This window comes from Rhodovulum iodosum, assembly GCF_041020385.1.
GTDB classification, from domain to species: Bacteria; Pseudomonadota; Alphaproteobacteria; order Rhodobacterales; family Rhodobacteraceae; genus Rhodovulum; species Rhodovulum iodosum.
Window position 1 is genome coordinate 1,321,342 of record NZ_JBEHHI010000001.1, and the last position, 17,157, is coordinate 1,338,498.

A 17,157-nucleotide genomic window follows, 5' to 3' on the forward strand; every position below is an offset into this window, starting at 1 on the left:
CGACACAATGCGCGACCAGATCAACGGGCTGCACCATGTCACGGCGCTGGCCAGCGGCGCCGTGGCGAATAACGCCTTTTTCACCGGCACGCTGGGGCTGCGACGGGTCAAGAAAACGGTGAATTTCGACGCGCCCGACGTCTATCACCTTTATTACGGCGACGCGGCCGGCACGCCCGGCACGGTGATGACCTACTTTCCGTTCGAGGGCGCGCGGCGCGGGCGGGCGGGCACGGGCGAGGTCGCGCTGACCGCTTTCGCCGTGCCCGTGGGCAGCCTCGACGCCTGGCAGCGCCGGCTGGCCGCCGCCAAGGTGGCGGGGCTGTCGCAAGAGACACGGTTCGGCGCACCGCGGCTGCGGTTCGAGGGTCCCGACGGCGAGGGGCTGGCGCTGGTCGAGACCGAAGAGGCCCGCGTGGGCTGGACCGATGACGGCCTGGACGCCCGCATCGCCATCCGCGGCTTTCGCGGCGTCACGCTGCGCCTGGCCGAGGCGGGGCCCACCGCCGATCTGCTATCGCTGATGGGCTATGAAGAGGCGGCGCGCGAAGGCAGCACCACGCGATATGTCCGTCCGGGCGGCAACGGTGCCGATATCGTGGATGTCGACGTTGTTGCCGCGCCGCCGGCGTCGCAGGGCGCGGGCTCGGTGCATCATATCGCGTTTTCGGTGCCCGACCGGGCGGCGCAGCAGACGGTGCGCGAGGGCCTGATCGGGGCCGGGTTCGACGTGACCCCGCCGATCGACCGCGACTATTTCATGGCGATCTATTTCCGCAGCCCGGGCGGTGTGCTGTTCGAGGTCGCAACCGACGACCCCGGTTTCGACCGCGACGAGGACCCGGCGCATCTGGGCGAGGCGCTAAAACTGCCCCGCCAGCACGAGCATCTGCGCACCCGGCTGGAGAAGGATCTCGTACCGCTGGAAGGTTGAGCGCGGCGCGGGTCCCTGCACCCGCGCCGGTCGGATGCGATGCGCGCCCCCACGGCCTTTTCAAGCTCAGGTCCAGCCGGGGCTCTATCCTTGGCCGGGGCAGTCTCGGGCATGGACGTCCCTCGCTGGTCTCAGGACTTAACAAGGTACGAAAAGACGAGCCTTGGGACTGGTCCCCAACCTGGCATCTGGCACATCCCGACCCGGCCCGGCCCATCGTGATCTACACCGGCCCCGGCTCGCATGACGGCCCGATAGGTGGATAATGGCAGGCATTCTGGCGAAACGGAAAACGATTTCCCATTTCTGGTCATATACTTCCATATTGGAAGTGGTGCCGGTGATAGGACTCGAACCTACGACCCCATCATTACGAATGACGTGCTCTACCAGCTGAGCTACACCGGCTAACCTGCCCCTTCCGGGGCCCTCTTCTGCACACGCGTGTCGGGGTGTCCGCTGGACGACCCCGGCGTCGTGGCGCGCCTATTAGCACCTGCGCCGGGGGTTGTGTAGCCCAAAATTCACGCGGGTTTCTCCGCTTCGGCCTGCGGCGCCGCCTCCGGTTCGTCGGGCTCCGGGGCCGGGCCGTCCGGCGCGGTGCGGGGCGCGATGCCGCCGACGATGAGCGGCAGCATCTCGGCCGAGCTTGGCAGCGACGGTTCGCCCTCTGGCGCGGCTTTCCAGGCCAGAGTGTCGAAGGCATGGCAATTGCTGCAGACCGGCATCCAGGCGCCGTGCACCGTGCCGCATTTGTCGCAAACCCATTGCGGGCCGCGCGGCGCGGTCAGCGCCTTGGCCAGCCAGCCGCGCACGACGCTTTCCTCGGCGCCCTGCCCCCGCTCGATGGCGGCCATCAGGGCCATGACCCGCGAGGTCGGCCCGGTCTCTGCCAGGTCGCCCAGCGCCTTGCGCGCGGCGGGAAAATCCTCGGCGGCGAGGTTGAGTTCGGCCATCAGCATGCGCGATTCGGGGTGATCGGCACGCAGCGAGGTGAGCTCTTCGAACCGGGTCACGCGCTCGGCCGGCGTCTCGTCGGGGGCGAGTTCGGCGAAGGCGGCGGCCAGCTCGGGGTGCGGCTCGGTCTCCCACGCCTTTTTCAGCACGCGGGCGGCGTTACGCGCCTTGTCCCGCTCGATCAGCACGCGGGCGGCCATCACCGCGGCCGGCACCAGATCGGGTGACAGCCGGTTGGCCTCGGTCGCCGCGTCGTGGGCGCGCGCGGAGTTGTCGTCGGCCATCGCCTCGCGCGCCTCTTGCAGCGCCAGCACGGCGTCGCGCCGCTTGTGCACGTCGCGCGGCAGCGCACCGTGGCGCAGCTTGGCGTTCAGCGTCTTGCGCGCGCCCTTCCAGTCTTCGTGCTGGGCCTGAAGCTGCAACAGCGTGTCCTGGGTTTCCTCGTGACGCGGTTTCAGCGCAAAGGCCTTTTCGCAGAGCTTGAGCGCGGTATCGACATCGCCCTCGTCGAGCTTTTGTTTCATCAGGCCGCGGACCCCGACGAAGCGCGTGCGGTCATCCTTGATCAGCCGCTTGTAGACCTCTGTCGCCTTGCGCCGGTCGCCCACCATTTCGGCGGCCTGGGCGGTCAAAAGGCCGGTGATCTCGGGCCGGCGCAGGAACCGCTCGGCCTTGGCGGCGTGCGACATCGCGAGCCGCCCCTCGCCCGAGGCGATCGCCATCAGCCCGTCGGACAGCGCCTGCACGCCGCGCCGTTCGCGCGAGCGGCTGAAATACCGGCTGATCGCCGTCTCGTCGCCGTTGAGAAAGCGCAGGACCGCGACCAACAGCCCGGCAAAGCGCAGGGTCAGCCAGATCGCCGCCACCAGCACCAGCGCCGCGATGACGGACTGAAGCGGACCGAGCGTCAGTTCCATGCCGCCCACGGCGATGCGCACGCCGGTGCCGGTTTCCATCAACAGCCCGGCGCCATAGGTCAGGCCCGCGACGAGGACGACGAAGAATAGGATCTTGAGAAGAGACCAGAGCATGTTTCGCGTCCTTAGTTGCTGTTCAGGCTGTCGGCGAGAGCGTCGGCCGCGGCCACGGCCTCGGCCCGGGTGCGTGCCCGCTCGGCCCAGGGCGCCATTTCGGCCTGCCCGGCCTCGGGCAGGGCGGCGATCTCGTTCAGCGCGTCGTCCAGATTACCCGCGTTCAGCGCGGCCTCGGCCCGCGACAGCACCGCGTCGGGGTCGTCGCCCTCGCGCGGCTCCAGCGAGCGCGCGCCGAGCTGGCTACGCAAAAAGGCGCTCAGACGATCGCTTGGCGCGCCGTCGGCCGCGTCCTTCAACGATTCCCGCAGCGCCGCACGGGCGTAGCCGGCAAAGCTGGCGCGCAGCTCGGCCATGGTGGCAACGCCGTCGTCGGCCACCTCTGCCAGCGCCGCGGGCACCTCGGTGCCGTCGAGATCGGCAACCGCGCTGTCAAAGCCGCCGCCGCCATCGAGGGCTGCATTGATGCGCATCAGGGCGGCGCGCGTCACCGCCTGGTCGACCTCGGCCTTGGCGCTGTCGGCCACGCTGTCGACGCGGGCAGACAGTTCCTCGTTCCGCGCGCGCTGTTCGTTCAGGGCGGCGCGCATCTCGTCGATCTCGCGCTGGTAGGCCTCGGCCACCTGCTCGGCCCCGTCGGTGGGCAGCGGGCGCGATTCCAGCTTGCTCAGGCGATTGTCGATGGTGGACAGTTGCTCGCCCAGCCCGGCGATCGTCTCATTCAGTTCGGCGGGCATCTCGACCGGGCCGGTCTCGGCCGGCAGCGCCGCCACCGCGTCGCCAAGCTCGGCGATCCGCGCCTCGAGCGCGGCGAGGCGGTCGGTGCTTTCGGACACCGACGTGGCGATGGCATCGAAGTTCGTCGCTTCGGCGGTCGGCTCGGTGCCGGGAAAGGTAAAACCCTCCGGCTTGATGTATTGCGCCGCGCCGTAGCCCAGCGCCACCGCGATCACCCCGCCGACAATGCCGCGGAAAACGCCGCTGCCGCCCTTGGCCGGGGCCGGCTGCGGGGCCTCCTTGGCGGGCGGGCTGTCGGGTTCCTGCACGGTCTCGGCCTCTTCGACCGCAACCGCGTCGTCGGCCGCGTTGTCCGGCTGGGCCTCAGTCGCCGCCGCGCCTGCGTCTTCGGATTCAGGCCGGTCGGCCATGCCTTCGGCCTCTGCGTCTTTGTTGGAATTCGCCACGGGACCCTGCCTTTCGATTCGCAGTACATGCAAAATGACGCCTCCGGGGCGCCGTCGGCGGCACATTAGCTTGGTGCAGGCCCTCTCTCAAGCCGCCGCACCCGTCTCTATCAGTTTGCCCAGCGCGTCGAGCATCGCCTCGGCATCGGGCGCCGCGGCCATCTCGGCGGCGACGGGCGCCGGGCCGGCCCAGGCGTCGCGCACCGCGGGGCTCATGTAAATGAGCGCCAGCCGCGCCGGGCTTTCCGCCAGCCAAGCGCCGACCAGCGCCGCGCTGCGCGGCGAGAAGAGCGGCAAGAGGGTCAGCCGGGCCGCCGCCGCCGCGTCCAGCGCCGCGTCCGGCAGGGGTTGGGCGTGCTGGTCGTAGATCACCGCCTCGCGCGTGGGGATCCCCGCCGCCGTCAGCCGGTCGGCCACGTTGCCGCGCGCATGGGCGCCGCGCAGGTGCATCAGCCGGCCCTCGGGGGGCGCGGCGATCAGGTCGGCCATCAGGTCCTCGGCGGTGCCGCGCGAGGAAAAGGCCGTGAACCCGGCGGCGCGGGCGGCGTTGGCAGTGCGATCGCCCACACAATAGGCGGTGAGGTCGCGCGCCTCATGCGTCTCGGCAAAGGCCGAAACGCCATTTTCGGAGGTAAAGATCAGCCCCGATACCCCGTCCAGCGCAAGCTGTGCGCCGGTTGGCGCGATCGTCATGACCGGCGCGGTCAGGATGTCGATGTCACAGCCGAACCGGGCCCGGAACGCCGCGGCGAAGCGGGCGGACTGCGCCTCGGGGCGCGTGAGAAGAAGCATCAAAGGGCCCTCGGCCACCCTGCCCCCGCCGGGATTGTGTGAAACCTTCGCCGGTGTTACCTGCCAAGAGAATTTCACGCAACGGAAAGCACATGGCCGCGACACTGACGATCCTCGGGCTGGAAAGCAGCTGCGACGACACCGCCGCAGCCGTGGTGCGCCAGCGCGCGGGCGCGCGCCCCGAGATCCTTTCATCGGTGGTCGAGGGACAGACGGCGCTGCACGCGGCCTTCGGCGGCGTGGTGCCCGAAATCGCCGCACGCGCCCACGCCGAAAAGCTGGACCTTTGCGTGGAACAGGCGATGGCCGAGGCCGCGATCGGCTTTGACGATCTCGACGCCATCGCGGTGACGGCCGGGCCCGGCCTGATCGGCGGCGTCTTGGCGGGGGTGATGTGCGCCAAGGGGCTGGCTGCGGCCACCGGCCTGCCGCTTGTCGGGGTCAACCATCTGGCGGGCCATGCGCTGACCCCGCGGCTGACCGACGACCTGGCCTTTCCCTACCTCATGCTGCTGGTCTCGGGCGGTCACGCGCAGTTTCTGCTGGTGCGCGGGGCCGACGATTTCCGCCGCCTCGGCGGCACCATCGACGACGCCCCCGGCGAAGCGTTCGACAAGACGGCCAAGCTGTTGGGCCTGCCCCAGCCGGGCGGGCCGGCGGTCGAGACCGAGGCGGCAAAGGGCTGCGCCACCCGTTTCGCCTTTCCGCGTCCGCTGTTGGACCGGCCAGGGTGCGACATGTCCTTTTCGGGGCTCAAGACCGCGCTTTTGCGGGCTCGCGATGCGCTGGTCGCCGAAAAGGGCGGGCTCACGCGTGCCGACAGGGCCGACCTTTGCGCCGGCTTCCAGGCGGCGGTGCGCGACGTTCTGGCCGAGAAATCCCGCCGGGCGCTGGCGGCCTATTCTGAGACGGACCCGGCCCAACCGGCCTTTGCGGTGGCCGGCGGGGTGGCTGCCAACGCGGCGCTGCGCGCGGCGCTGAAAGATGTGGCGGCCGAGGCGGCCGCGCAGTTCGTGGCACCGCCGCTCGCGCTATGCACCGACAATGCGGCGATGATCGCCTGGGCGGGCCTTGAGATGGTCCGCGCGGGCCACCGCGACGACCTGACGCTGACCGCACGCCCGCGCTGGCCGCTCGACCGGACCAGCCCGGCGCTGATCGGCGCGGGCAAGAAAGGGGCCAAGGCATGAGCCGGCTGGCCGTGGCAGGTGCCGGCGCCTTTGGCACCGCCTTGGCCGTGACGCTGGCCCGCGACGGTCGGCAGGTGACGCTTTGGGCACGCGATGCAGACCATGTGGCCGAGATGAAATCCTTCGGCTACAACCGCCGCCTGCCCGGCGTGACCCTGCCCGACGGCATCGCGCTGACGGCGGATATGGCCGACCTCGCCGGGCAGGAGGCCGTCTTGCTGGCCGTCCCGATGCAGGCGCTTTCGGGGGTCCTGGCCGCCGCCGCGCCCGCCCTTGGCAGAACGCCCCTGGTCGCCTGCTGCAAGGGGATCGACCTTGCCAGCGGCGACGGGCCCAGCGCGGTGATCGGCCATGGTTGCCCCGATGCGCTGCCGGCGGTGCTGACCGGCCCCAGCTTTGCCCGCGATATCGCCGCCGGGCTGCCCACCGCGCTGACCCTGGCCTGCCGCGACGCCGAAGCGGGCACCGCGCTGCAAACCCTGCTGTCGACACCAACGTTGCGGCTCTATCGCAGCACCGATGTGACCGGGGCGGAACTGGGCGGCGCGCTGAAAAACGTGATCGCCATCGCCGCGGGCATCGTGATCGGCGCAGGGCTGGGCGAAAGCGCGCGCGCGGCGCTGATGACCCGCGGCTTTGCCGAGATGCAGCGGCTGGCGCGTGACTTCGACGCCCTGCCCGAGACGCTGGGCGGCCTGTCGGGCCTCGGCGACCTTGTGCTGACCTGCACCTCGAACCAGTCGCGCAATTTCCGATATGGCGCGGCGTTGGGGCACAGCGATGGCTTTGACCCGTCGCTGACGGTCGAGGGCGTGGCGACGGCCCAGGCGGTGGCCGCGCTGGCCCGCGACCGCGGCATCGACATGCCCATCTCCCAGGCGGTGGCGGATGTGATTGACGGCCGCCACACCATCGCCGAGGTTGTCGATACCCTGCTGTCCCGCCCGCTGAAGGAGGAATGACATGCCGCTTTTTGCGCTCATTTGCCGCGACAAACCCGGCCACCTGGACACCCGCAAGGCCAACCGTGCCGCGCATCTGGCCTATATCGAGCAAACGGGCGTCGTCGCCCAGGCCGGGCCGTTCCTGGACGAGGCGGGCGCGATGTGCGGCTCGCTGGTGATCCTGGACGTGGCAGACCGCACAGCGGCCGAGGGCTGGGCCGAAAACGACCCCTACGCCAAGGCAGGGCTGTTCGAAAACGTCTCTGTTCAGGCCTGGAACAGGGTCATCGGCTGATGGCCTACTGGTTGTTCAAATCCGAACCCAACACCTGGAGCTGGGACGACCAGGTCAGGAAAGGCGCGGATGGCGAGGAATGGGACGGCGTGCGCAACTATCAGGCCCGCAACAACATGCGGGCAATGAAGGTGGGCGACCGGGGGTTTTTCTACCACTCGCTGAAAGAGAAAGCGATCGTCGGCATCGTCGAGGTGATCGCCGAGGCGCACCCCGATTCCACAACCGATGACGCGCGTTGGGAATGCGTGGATATCAAGGCGGTGGAGCCGCTGCCCAAGCCTGTCACGCTGGACATGGTGAAGGCGGATGAGCGCCTCAAGGACATGGTGCTGGCGAACAATTCGCGGCTGTCCGTCCAGCCCGTGAGTGACGAGGAATGGGCGCTCATCCGCCGGATGGGCGGGCTCTAGCGGCCGCCTTGCCCCAAGGCCTGGTTCAGCGGGATCTTCAGGTAGGACGTCGCATCCTCTTCCGGTTCGGGCAGGCGGCCGCCGCGGATATTCACCTGCAGCGCCGAAAGCATCAGTTTCGGCAGGGTCAGGGTCGCATCGCGGGCCGCGCGGATCTCGGTAAACTCTTCGAGGGTGGCGCCGCCTTTCAGGTGCTTGTTGGCGGCCTTGTGCTCGGCCACGGTGGCTTCGCATCGGGCCTCGCGCCCATCGGGGCGGTAATCGTGGCCGATGAACAGCCGCGTGTCGTCGGGAAGCGCAAGGATGCGCTGGATCGAGGCGTAAAGCGCCTTTGAATCGCCGCCGGGGAAATCGGCCCGGCTGGTGCCGCTGTCGGGCATCATCAGCGTGTCATGTACAAAGGCGGCATCGCCCGCAATATAGGTGATCGAGGCCATCGTGTGGCCGGGCGAGAACATCACCCTGACCGGCAGCGCGCCGACCATGAACTCTTCGCCATCGGCAAACAGCCGGTCCCACTGGCGCCCGTCGGTCGGAAAGCCGTCGGGCAGGTTGTAGATCTCTTTCCAGAGCTTCTGCACGCGGACCACATGTTCGCCGATCGCCGCGGGCACGCCCAGCCTCTCCTTGAGATAGGTCGCGGCCGAGAAATGGTCGGCATGGGGGTGCGTGTCGAGCACCCATTCGATGTCGAGGCCCTGCCCGGCGACATAGGCGAGGATCCGGTCGGCGTTGTCGGTCGCGGTCCGCCCGGAATCCAGGTCGAAATCCAGCACCGGGTCGACGATGGCGCCTTTCATGGTGGCGGGGTCGTGAAACACGTACTGCCAGCTACCGGTCAGTTCGTCCCAGAAGCCCTTGACGATGGGCGATACGGTCATCTTGTCCTCCTGTGCGATGCGCTGAGGGTGCGTTGTGAAGGTTCAACGCTTAGGCCGTGATTTGGTGCCGAGGAAAAATCGAAGGCGGCACAAGTCAGGACTCAAGAAAACCGATCCGCCAAGAAAAGAGAAGGCGGAGGGCCGGGGCAAACCCGGAACCCTCCGCCATCGTCCCACGCGCACCCCACCGCACCACACGTGACCGGCAAAGCCGTGAGGGCCATCCTGCCCCTGCGCCGGAACGCTATTCGGTCTGGAGGTGCCCCGCGCAAACGGGAAATATCCCCGTGTGAATGCGAATGCTGGCAGTCTCCAGAGTTCGGGTCAGCCGTAGATGTGCTCTTTGCCGAAATGCTTGGTCAGCATGTAGTAGACAACGGCGCGGTACTTGTCGCGCTCGGACCGGCCGTAGATGTCGATCACCGCGTCGATGGCCTGCATGAGTTCGGGCCCGTCAGACAGGCCCAACTTCTTCATCAGGAAGTTCTTCTTGACGGTTTCCAGTTCGCCCGGCTGGGTGGCGGCGACGGTCGCGGCGTCGGCGTCGTAAATCGCCGGGCCGCAGCCGATGGTCACCTTTTCCAGAAGGCTCATGTCCGGCTGCATTCCGCATTTATTGCGCAGATCTTCGGCGTATTTCGCGATCAGGTCGTCCCTCTTGCCCATTTCGGCCCCTCCTCGGCGTGGTTCGGACACAGCGTTTCCCGCGGCTCGCACGGTACAATTTGCCGCATGAGGTTAGCTGGCCTTCATCGCCAGAGAAACGAAAATCTTGAGGGGCCGCGTCCCGCAAAAATCGCGGCGCCCCACGGGATGGGGCGCCGGATTTCGCCAAAACGGCCGGGATTCAATAGCGGTAGTGTTCGGGCTTGAACGGGCCTTCGGGTGTGACGCCGATATAGGCGGCCTGCTCGGCGCTGAGCTCGGTCAGCCTGACACCGATCCGTTGCAGGTGCAGCCGCGCAACCTTTTCATCCAGATGCTTGGGCAGGATGTAGACGGCGTTGTCATACTCGTCGCCGCGGGTCCACAGCTCGATCTGCGCCAGAACCTGGTTGGTAAAGCTCGCCGACATCACGAAAGACGGGTGGCCGGTGGCGTTGCCGAGGTTCAGAAGGCGCCCTTCGGACAGCAGGATGATGCGGTTGCCCGAGGGCATCTCGATCATGTCCACCTGGTCCTTGATGTTGGTCCATTTGTGGTTCTTCAGCGCGGCCACCTGGATCTCGTTGTCGAAGTGGCCGATGTTGCCGACGATCGCCATGTCCTTCATCTCGCGCATGTGTTCGATGCGGATCACGTCGCGGTTGCCGGTGGTGGTCACGAAGATGTCGGCGTCTTTGACCACATCTTCCAGCGTCACCACCTCGAAGCCGTCCATTGCGGCCTGCAGGGCGCAGATCGGGTCGACCTCGGTCACCTTGACCCGTGCGCCGGCACCGCGCAGCGAGGCGGCTGAGCCCTTGCCCACGTCGCCATAGCCGCAGACGCAGGCGACCTTGCCGGCCATCATCGTGTCGGTGGCCCGGCGGATACCGTCGACCAGGCTTTCCTTGCAGCCGTACTTGTTGTCGAACTTGGACTTGGTGACGCTGTCGTTGACGTTGATCGCCGGGAACGGCAGGTGGCCCTTTTCCATCATCTGGTAAAGGCGATGCACGCCGGTGGTGGTTTCCTCGGTCACGCCCTGGATCATGTGGCGCTGCTTGGTAAACCAGCCGGGGCTCTCGGCCAGGCGCTTGCGGATCTGGGCAAAGAGCGCCTCTTCCTCTTCCGAGGTGGGCACGGCGATCAGGTCTTCCTCGCCTTCCTCGACGCGCGCGCCGAGCAGGATGTAAAGCGTGGCGTCGCCACCGTCGTCCAGGATCATGTTGGCGCCGCCCGCCTCGAACTGGAAGATGCGGTCGCAATAGTCCCAGTACTCGGCCAGTGTCTCGCCCTTGACGGCGAAGACCGGCACGCCGCCCTCGGCAATCGCCGCGGCCGCGTGATCCTGCGTCGAGAAGATGTTGCACGAGGCCCAGCGCACCTCGGCCCCCAGCGCCACCAGCGTCTCGATCAGGACGGCGGTCTGGATCGTCATGTGCAGCGATCCGGCGATGCGCGCGCCCTTGAGCGGCTTGGACTCGCCGAACTCCTCGCGGCAGGCCATCAGGCCCGGCATCTCGGTCTCGGCGATGTCCAGCTCTTTGCGGCCGAAGGCGGCGAGCGAAATGTCCTTGACGATATAGTCGTTCGGCATCGGGCCGGTCTCCTGATTTGGTCTTGCGTTGGCTGGGCACATAGCACCGCCGACCCCGCTCGACAATGCACGCCGACCGTGGCAAGCGAACACCGAGGGAGGCTGTCGATGAAACAACCCCGCGCCTGGCAGAGGATGCTCTCGGGTCGCCGGCTCGATCTGCTGGACCCGACGCCCGTGGATATCGAGATCGAGGACATCGCCCACGGGCTGGCCTTCGTGGCCCGGTGGAACGGCCAGACCGAGGGCGACTATGCCTATTCGGTCGCCGAACATTCGCTGCTGGTCGAAGAGATATACGGCAGGTTGGAACCCGAGGCACCGGTGAAATGGCGCCTCGCCGCGCTGTTGCACGATGCCCCCGAATACGTGATCGGCGACATGATCTCGCCTGTGAAGGCCGCGGTGGGCCCCGAATACGGGCGCCTGGACGAGCGGCTGGCCGCGGCGATCCACATCCGCTTCGGTCTGCCGGCGGCTGTGCCCAAGACGGTGAAAAAAACGATCAAGAAGGCCGACAAGGTGTCGGCCTGGCTGGAGGCCACGCAGATCGCGGGTTTTTCACAGACCGAGGCTGCGCGATTTTTCAGCCGGCCGCGTCCCGAGTTGGTCGACGGGCTGGCAATCCGGCTGCGCCCGCCGCTGGAGGTGCGCGCGGCCTACACCGCGCGCCACGCAGACCTGCTGGCGCGGCTTTAGCCTAATTGCCGAGCCGGCCATCGCCGTTCGATCAGGCAAGTGGCCGGCAAGAGCCATTTTTCCTGCCGTCTCTGGTCAGAAACGGCGCAGCCGGGGCCGGGTATTCGTCTCAGCCGGGAGGCCCCGCGATGCCGTCGGGCGATAGCGGTGATCCTGACGTGCTGCGGTGATCAGCGTTGATGAAAGAATTCCGAACATCTTTTCGCCCTCCTTCTTGGCGGTTGCACCCTCGCGATACGCCTATGTATGATTCGACGCGAGCCAAGAATTTTTCCACAGTGAAAGCTGTTCTTACATATGACCGATATCGACTGGGCCCGCCTGCCGCCGCTGACCGCGCTGCGCGCCTTCGAGGCGACGGCGCGGCTGGCCAGCTTCAGCGCGGCGGCGCGGGCGCTGAACGTCACCCATGCGGCCGTCGCCCAGCAGGTGCGCGCGCTGGAGGAAACGCTGGGGGTGACGCTGGTGCAACGCGATGGGCGCGGCATGACCGTGACGCCCGACGGCGCACAACTGTCTGCCGCGCTGAGCGAGGGATTCGCGACGATCCAGGACGGCATCGTCGCGCTACAGCAAACGCGCGAGGGCGCACCGCTAAAGGTGTCGCTGACGCCGGCCTTCGCGGAAAACTGGCTGATGCCGCGGCTGGGGGCGTTCTGGGCGGCCCATCCCGAGACCGAGCTTGCGCTCGTGCCCTCCACGGGGTTGGTCGACCTGCGGCGCGACGGATACGACATGGCGATCCGTTATGGCGACGGCGACTGGCCGGGGCTGGAGGTGGCGCCGCTGACGCGCACGCGGTTTGCCGTGGTCGGCACGCCCGAGTTGGTGCGAAGGGTGACGCGGAGGGGTGGCCGCATCGAAGACCTGGGCGCCCATGGCTGGCTGACCGCGCAGGATTCGCCCGAACAGGACCTCTGGGCCGAGAGTATCGGGATGGATTTCCAGCGGACCCATGCCACCGCCTTTCCGACCACCTCGCTGGCGCTGTCGGCGACACGGGCGGGCTATGGGCTGTCGATCCAGCCGATCGCCCTGGTCGAGGACGACCTTTCCCAGGGGCGGCTCGTCGCGCTATTCGAACAAGAGGCCGAGACGCTGGGCTATTACCTGCTCATGCGGCGCGGGCCGCAGCGGCGGGCCCTTGCCGATTTCGCAAACTGGCTGCGCCGGGCGGCGCATAGCGACAGGGCCTAGCGCGGGCTGCGCTTGGCCAGGATGCGCTGCAGCGTGCGGCGGTGCATGTTCAGCCGGCGCGCGGTCTCGCTGACGTTGCGGTCGCACAGCTCGTAGACCCGCTGGATATGTTCCCAGCGTACCCGGTCGGCCGACATGGGGTTTTCCGGCGGCGGCGGCAGCGCCTCGCCGCTGGCCAGCAGGGCTGCGGTGATGTCGTTGGCATCGGCGGGTTTCGACAGGTAGTCGGTGGCACCCACCTTGACCGCGGCCACCGCGGTGGAGATGGCGCCATAACCGGTCAGCACCACGATCCGGGCATCGGGCCGCTTTTCGCGCAGCACCTCGACGACGTCGAGCCCGTTGCCGTCTTCGAGACGGAGGTCGACCACTGCATAGGCCGGCGGGCGGGCGGTTGCGATCGCCTTGCCGGCGGCAACGGTTTCGGCCGTTTCCGGCTGGAATCCGCGCTTTTCCATGGCGCGCGCCAGGCGCCTCAAGAACGGCTCGTCATCGTCAACCAAGAGCAGCGACGGGTCCTCGCCGATCTCCCCGAGTTCGCGGTCCGCCATGCGGCACCTCCAGAACTGTTTTTATTTGCCTTCCCCGCGTTTTAAGACGTTATGCGGGATGGGTCAATTTACCTCACTCATTTCGCATCGACGAAGCACGCGACTCGGTCTGCCAGCTCTTCGGGCGTGAGGTCGCGCCTGAAGAATTCCACGAAGCCGATCTCGGGGAAGACGAGATAGGTAAAGGTGGAATGGTCGATGAGATAGTATTCCTCTTCCGGGTCGCGGATCTTGTAGTAGGTCTTGTAGGCGCGGCTGGCGGCCTTGATCTGCTCGGCGTTGCCGGTCAGGCCCAGCATGCGCGGGTGCATGTAGTCGGTGAACTCGGCCATCGTCGCGGGCGTGTCGCGCCCCGAATCGACCGAGATGAAGACCGGGGTCACGTCATAGCCGCGCTCGTCGAGCAGGTAGACGGCCTGGGCATTGCGCGCGGTGTCGAGCGGGCACACGTCGGGGCAGAAGGTGTAGCCGAAATAGACAAGCGTCGGGCCGGTGATGACGTCCTCGTCCGTCACCGTCTCGCCTGTCTCGCTGACCAGGGTGAACGGCCCGCCGATCTGCCCCGCGCCACCGGCGACCTGGCCCGAGCGGCACTGGGCAAATCGGTCGGGCTGGCCCTTGGGAAACAGCAGGAAAGCCGCCGCGCCGGCGATCAGAACGGCCGCGCCAGCCACAAGCGCGATCAGGACAGAACGAGGCATTGGATTACTCCGAGGCTTCATTAGAGCGCATTGATCGACCTTCCGGGCCGGATTAACAAGGGCCAAAGCGGCGCGATCAAGGGAACAGAGCAGGATGTCCGATACAGGCCTTGGCCCGATTGCGCCGTCCGAGCGCAGCCAGTGGATCCGGCTGCGCACGCTGATATCGCTTCGCTGGATCGCCATTTGCGGGCAATTGTTTGCAATCGCCGTGGCCAGCACTCAATTCAACCTGCAACTGGAGATCGGCCTGTGCCTGGCCGCCGTGGGCGTTGCGGTCATCGCCAACCTTATCGCGATCTTCGTCTATCCCGAGAACAAGCGCCTGTCGGAGAACGAGACCGTCCTGACGCTGTTGTTCGATGTGGCGCAGCTGGCCGTCCTTTTGTTTCTCACCGGCGGGCTGAGCAATCCTTTCGCCCTGCTGATGTTGACGCCGGTGATCATCTCGGCGACCGCCCTGCAATTGCGCTCGACCATTCTGATGGGCGCAGCGGCGATCGGGCTGACCACCCTGGTGGCGTTCTTCCACCTGCCGCTGATCACCTCCGACGGGACGGTGCTAACCCTGCCCGACATGTTTCAGTTCGGATTCTGGGCGGCGCTGGTTGTGGGCGTGACCTTTCTCGCGCTCTATGCCGGTTGGGTCACGTCCGAGATCAACTCGATGTCCGACGCGCTGCTGGCCACGCAGATGGCGCTGGCGCGAGAGCAGAAACTGACCGATCTGGGCGGGGTCGTTGCCGCGGCCGCGCATGAGCTGGGCACGCCGCTGGCCACGATCAAGCTGGTCAGCTCCGAACTGGCCGACGATCTGGCCGACCGGCCCGAACAGCGCGAGGACGTGGAACTTATCCGCGACCAGGCCGACCGGTGCCGCGATATCCTGCGCTCGATGGGCCGGGCCGGAAAGGACGATCTGCACATTCATACCGCGCCGCTGGGCTCGGTCATCGACGAGGCGGCCGAGCCGCATCAGGACCGCGGCAAGAAATTGATCATCACCGTGGCGCCCGGCAACGGCACCAACACGCGCCAGCCGGTGATCCGGCGGCAACCCGAGGTGATCCACGGTTTGCGCAACCTCATCCAGAACGCGGTCGATTTCGCCAACACCTCGGTCTGGATCGAGGCCCAGTGGACCGAGGCGGCGCTGACCGTGCGCATCATGGACGACGGTCCGGGCTATCCGCCGCATCTGATCGGCCGCATCGGCGACCCGTTCGTGCGCCAGCGCAAGAACGACCACGAGGTCAAGAAACGGCCCGAATACGAGGGGATGGGGCTGGGCCTTTTCATCGCCAAAACCCTGCTGGAACGCTCGGGCGCCGAGCTGAGTTTCGCCAACGGCTCGGACCCGTTCCTCGCCAATTCCGAACAGCCCGAGCGCAGCGGCGCGGTGGTCGAGGTGATCTGGCCCTTCGACGTGATCGTGCCCGATGCCGACTCGCTGTCGGCGCCCCTGGGCGACAATATGCGCATCGAGGCCTGAGCCCCCGCGCCCCGTCGCGTTAAGCATGTCTTAACCATTCCCGCGATTTCCTTGCCGCAGCCAATGACCGGGACGGAGCGGCCATGTGACCGAGGGCTGGGCCTTCACCGCAATTCTGTTCGCCAGCTCTTTCGCCGCGGCGGTGGGCGCCTTGCTGCTGGTTGCGCGCCTTCCGGCGCGGTTGATCGCGTGCGGCACGCCCCCGCCCGACATGCTGATCGAGGACACCGTGTTCCTGTTTGAAGGCGACCGGCTGGTCGATGCGTCACCCGCGGCGTCGCGCCTGCTGGCGCAGGGGCCACCGGGCATGGGCGACCGCGCGCGGCTGATGGCGCTGCTGGTTCCGCGCTTTCCCGCCCTGCCCGGCGCATTGGACGATCTGCGCGAGACCGGCCTGGCCGTGCTGGACGAGGCCGGCGGACCGGCGCGTTTGCGGCTGCGGCAGGCGGGCGGCGCGATCCGGCTGTCGCTGCTGGAGCGGGGCGTGGGCGGCGACGGCGCGGCCGGGCGCGCGCTGCTGGACGAGCTGGCGCAGCTGCGCGCGCTTGTCGACGGTGCGCCCGCGCTTGCCTGGCGCGAGGACGGGCGCGGCGCGGTGGTCTGGGCCAACAGGGCCTATCTGGACCATATGGGGCTGGCCCGGGCGGACGGGGCGGGACTGGTCTGGCCGCTGCCCAACCTGTTTCGCGTCTCGGGCCAGGATGCCGGCAGCGACGACGCGCCGCGGCGCGTCTCGCTCACCCTGCCCGACGGCAAGGCGCGCTGGTTCGACCTTTCCCGCCAGCCCGAGGCGGGCGGAACGCTCTGCTTCGCCCAGCCTGCCGATGCCGCCGTACGCGCGGAATCGGCGCTGGGCGAGTTTCACCAGACGCTTACCAAGACCTTCGCCGATCTGCCGATCGGCCTGGCCGTGTTCAACCGCGCCCGGCAACTGGTGCTGTTCAACCCTGCCCTTGCCGAGCTGTGCGCGCTGGAGCCCGAGTTCCTGACCGCCCGGCCCCGGCTCGGCGATATGCTGGACCGGCTACGGGAAAAGCGGATGATGCCCGAGCAGAAGGACTATCCGGCCTGGCGCGATGCCATCACCCGGCTGGAAAAGGACGCCGCCAGCGGCGGCTACGAGGAAACCTGGAGCCTGCCCTCGGGGCTGACCTACCGCGTGACGGGGCGGCCGCACCCGGACGGGGCCATCGCGTTCCTGTTTCAGGACATCAGCGGCGAGATCGCGCTGACCCGGCGGTTCCGGGCAGAGATGGAGACCGGCCAGGCGGTCCTGGACGGCCTGCCAGAGGCGATCGCGGTGTTCGACGCCGCCGGCGTGCTGGTGGCAGCGAATGCCGCCTATACGCGGCTCTGGGGGCAGGACCCCAACGAATGCCTTGGCCAGATCGGGCTGGCAGAGGCCGGCGCGTTGTGGCAGGCGCGCTGCCAGACCGACGCCGCGTGGTCGGCGATGCAGGCCGCGCTGTGGCAGATCGACCGGCGCGCGGGCTGGCAGGGCGCGCTGACGCTCAGGGACGGCGCGGTGATGTCCGGCCGGATCGCCCCGCTGGCCGGCGGCGCGCGGCTGGTGGCGTTTGGCGGCGCCGGGGACGGGTCGGCAGCCGACGCGCCGGCCCCTGCGCTTTCTTCGCACGATGCCTGATCGCGGCTT

Annotated in this window: 17 protein-coding genes and 1 tRNA gene; 9 read left to right on the plus strand and 9 right to left on the minus strand. The window is 67.9% G+C overall.

What is annotated here, in order from left to right:
- The first annotated feature begins 7 nt into the window (after nucleotides 1–7).
- Nucleotides 8–934 (plus strand): VOC family protein, encoded by a 927-nt coding sequence (locus Ga0609869_RS06505; RefSeq protein ID WP_125408291.1) that lies wholly within the window; start codon nucleotides 8–10, stop codon nucleotides 932–934.
- A 332-nt stretch (nucleotides 935–1,266) separates the two neighbouring features.
- On the opposite strand, the gene Ga0609869_RS06510 is transcribed toward Ga0609869_RS06505, so the two are convergent.
- The 4 genes from Ga0609869_RS06510 to Ga0609869_RS06525 form a co-directional block, all read right to left on the minus strand.
- Nucleotides 1,267–1,342: transfer RNA gene (locus Ga0609869_RS06510), tRNA-Thr, on the minus strand.
- 116 nt (nucleotides 1,343–1,458) lie between these two features.
- Nucleotides 1,459–2,922 (minus strand): heme biosynthesis protein HemY, encoded by a 1,464-nt coding sequence (locus Ga0609869_RS06515; protein WP_125408293.1) that lies wholly within the window; start codon nucleotides 2,920–2,922, stop codon nucleotides 1,459–1,461.
- Nucleotides 2,923–2,933: 11 nt separating this feature from the next.
- A complete protein-coding gene (locus tag Ga0609869_RS06520) occupies nucleotides 2,934–4,070 on the minus strand; it encodes a COG4223 family protein (RefSeq protein ID WP_125408295.1) in 1,137 nt (378 codons plus the stop codon).
- Between the two features lie 123 nt (nucleotides 4,071–4,193).
- Nucleotides 4,194–4,898, minus strand: a complete 705-nt coding sequence (locus Ga0609869_RS06525; RefSeq protein ID WP_170168871.1) for a uroporphyrinogen-III synthase — start codon at nucleotides 4,896–4,898, stop codon at nucleotides 4,194–4,196.
- A gap of 92 nt (nucleotides 4,899–4,990) precedes the next feature.
- Here Ga0609869_RS06525 and tsaD point away from each other — a divergent pair, with 92 nt between their 5' ends.
- From tsaD to Ga0609869_RS06545, 4 genes are read left to right on the plus strand one after another with little or no spacing between them, the layout of a single operon-like run.
- A complete protein-coding gene (gene tsaD, locus Ga0609869_RS06530; RefSeq protein WP_125408299.1) occupies nucleotides 4,991–6,088 on the plus strand; it encodes a tRNA (adenosine(37)-N6)-threonylcarbamoyltransferase complex transferase subunit TsaD in 1,098 nt (365 codons plus the stop codon).
- Nucleotides 6,085–7,050 (plus strand): NAD(P)H-dependent glycerol-3-phosphate dehydrogenase, encoded by a 966-nt coding sequence (locus Ga0609869_RS06535; protein WP_125408301.1) that lies wholly within the window; start codon nucleotides 6,085–6,087, stop codon nucleotides 7,048–7,050. The genes tsaD and Ga0609869_RS06535 overlap by 4 nt, the downstream gene beginning before the upstream one ends.
- Nucleotide 7,051: 1 nt before the next feature.
- Nucleotides 7,052–7,327 carry a YciI family protein gene (locus Ga0609869_RS06540; protein ID WP_125408303.1) on the plus strand — a complete coding sequence of 92 codons (276 nt, stop codon included), beginning with the start codon at nucleotides 7,052–7,054 and terminating at the stop codon, nucleotides 7,325–7,327.
- Nucleotides 7,327–7,740 (plus strand): EVE domain-containing protein, encoded by a 414-nt coding sequence (locus tag Ga0609869_RS06545; protein WP_125408305.1) that lies wholly within the window; start codon nucleotides 7,327–7,329, stop codon nucleotides 7,738–7,740. Before Ga0609869_RS06540 ends, Ga0609869_RS06545 begins: the two co-directional genes overlap by 1 nt.
- Here the strand turns inward: Ga0609869_RS06545 and Ga0609869_RS06550 are convergent.
- From Ga0609869_RS06550 to ahcY, 3 genes are all read right to left on the minus strand, one after another.
- On the minus strand, nucleotides 7,737–8,621 hold the full coding sequence (locus Ga0609869_RS06550; protein WP_125408307.1) for an MBL fold metallo-hydrolase: 885 nt from the start codon (nucleotides 8,619–8,621) through the stop codon (nucleotides 7,737–7,739). The genes Ga0609869_RS06545 and Ga0609869_RS06550 overlap by 4 nt on opposite strands.
- A 324-nt stretch (nucleotides 8,622–8,945) precedes the next feature.
- A complete protein-coding gene (locus Ga0609869_RS06555) occupies nucleotides 8,946–9,287 on the minus strand; it encodes a DUF2853 family protein (RefSeq protein WP_125408309.1) in 342 nt (113 codons plus the stop codon).
- A 181-nt stretch (nucleotides 9,288–9,468) separates the two neighbouring features.
- The gene (gene ahcY / locus Ga0609869_RS06560) at nucleotides 9,469–10,863 is read right to left on the minus strand and encodes an adenosylhomocysteinase (protein ID WP_125408311.1); all 1,395 of its coding nucleotides are present in this window, start codon (nucleotides 10,861–10,863) and stop codon (nucleotides 9,469–9,471) included.
- A gap of 108 nt (nucleotides 10,864–10,971) precedes the next feature.
- Between ahcY and Ga0609869_RS06565 the strand changes: the two genes are divergently transcribed.
- The gene (locus tag Ga0609869_RS06565) at nucleotides 10,972–11,562 is read left to right on the plus strand and encodes an HD domain-containing protein (RefSeq protein WP_125408313.1); all 591 of its coding nucleotides are present in this window, start codon (nucleotides 10,972–10,974) and stop codon (nucleotides 11,560–11,562) included.
- Nucleotides 11,563–11,859: 297 nt separating this feature from the next.
- Nucleotides 11,860–12,759 carry a LysR family transcriptional regulator gene (locus tag Ga0609869_RS06570; protein ID WP_125408314.1) on the plus strand — a complete coding sequence of 300 codons (900 nt, stop codon included), beginning with the start codon at nucleotides 11,860–11,862 and terminating at the stop codon, nucleotides 12,757–12,759.
- On the opposite strand, the gene Ga0609869_RS06575 is transcribed toward Ga0609869_RS06570, so the two are convergent.
- Together Ga0609869_RS06575 and Ga0609869_RS06580 are read right to left on the minus strand one after the other, a co-directional pair.
- Nucleotides 12,756–13,310 (minus strand): ActR/PrrA/RegA family redox response regulator transcription factor, encoded by a 555-nt coding sequence (locus Ga0609869_RS06575; RefSeq protein WP_125408315.1) that lies wholly within the window; start codon nucleotides 13,308–13,310, stop codon nucleotides 12,756–12,758. The two genes, Ga0609869_RS06570 and Ga0609869_RS06575, sit on opposite strands and share 4 nt — an antisense overlap.
- Nucleotides 13,311–13,387: 77 nt before the next feature.
- Complete coding sequence (locus tag Ga0609869_RS06580) at nucleotides 13,388–14,011, minus strand: SCO family protein (RefSeq protein ID WP_125408316.1); 624 nt, start codon at nucleotides 14,009–14,011, stop codon at nucleotides 13,388–13,390.
- A gap of 94 nt (nucleotides 14,012–14,105) precedes the next feature.
- Here Ga0609869_RS06580 and regB point away from each other — a divergent pair, with 94 nt between their 5' ends.
- Both regB and Ga0609869_RS06590 read left to right on the plus strand, forming a co-directional pair.
- Nucleotides 14,106–15,503, plus strand: a complete 1,398-nt coding sequence (gene regB / locus Ga0609869_RS06585) for a sensor histidine kinase RegB (RefSeq protein ID WP_125408317.1) — start codon at nucleotides 14,106–14,108, stop codon at nucleotides 15,501–15,503.
- An 85-nt stretch (nucleotides 15,504–15,588) separates the two neighbouring features.
- Entirely contained in the window at nucleotides 15,589–17,148 is a 1,560-nt protein-coding gene (locus tag Ga0609869_RS06590) for a PAS domain-containing protein (protein WP_125408318.1), read from the plus strand.
- The last annotated feature ends 9 nt before the right edge of the window (nucleotides 17,149–17,157 follow it).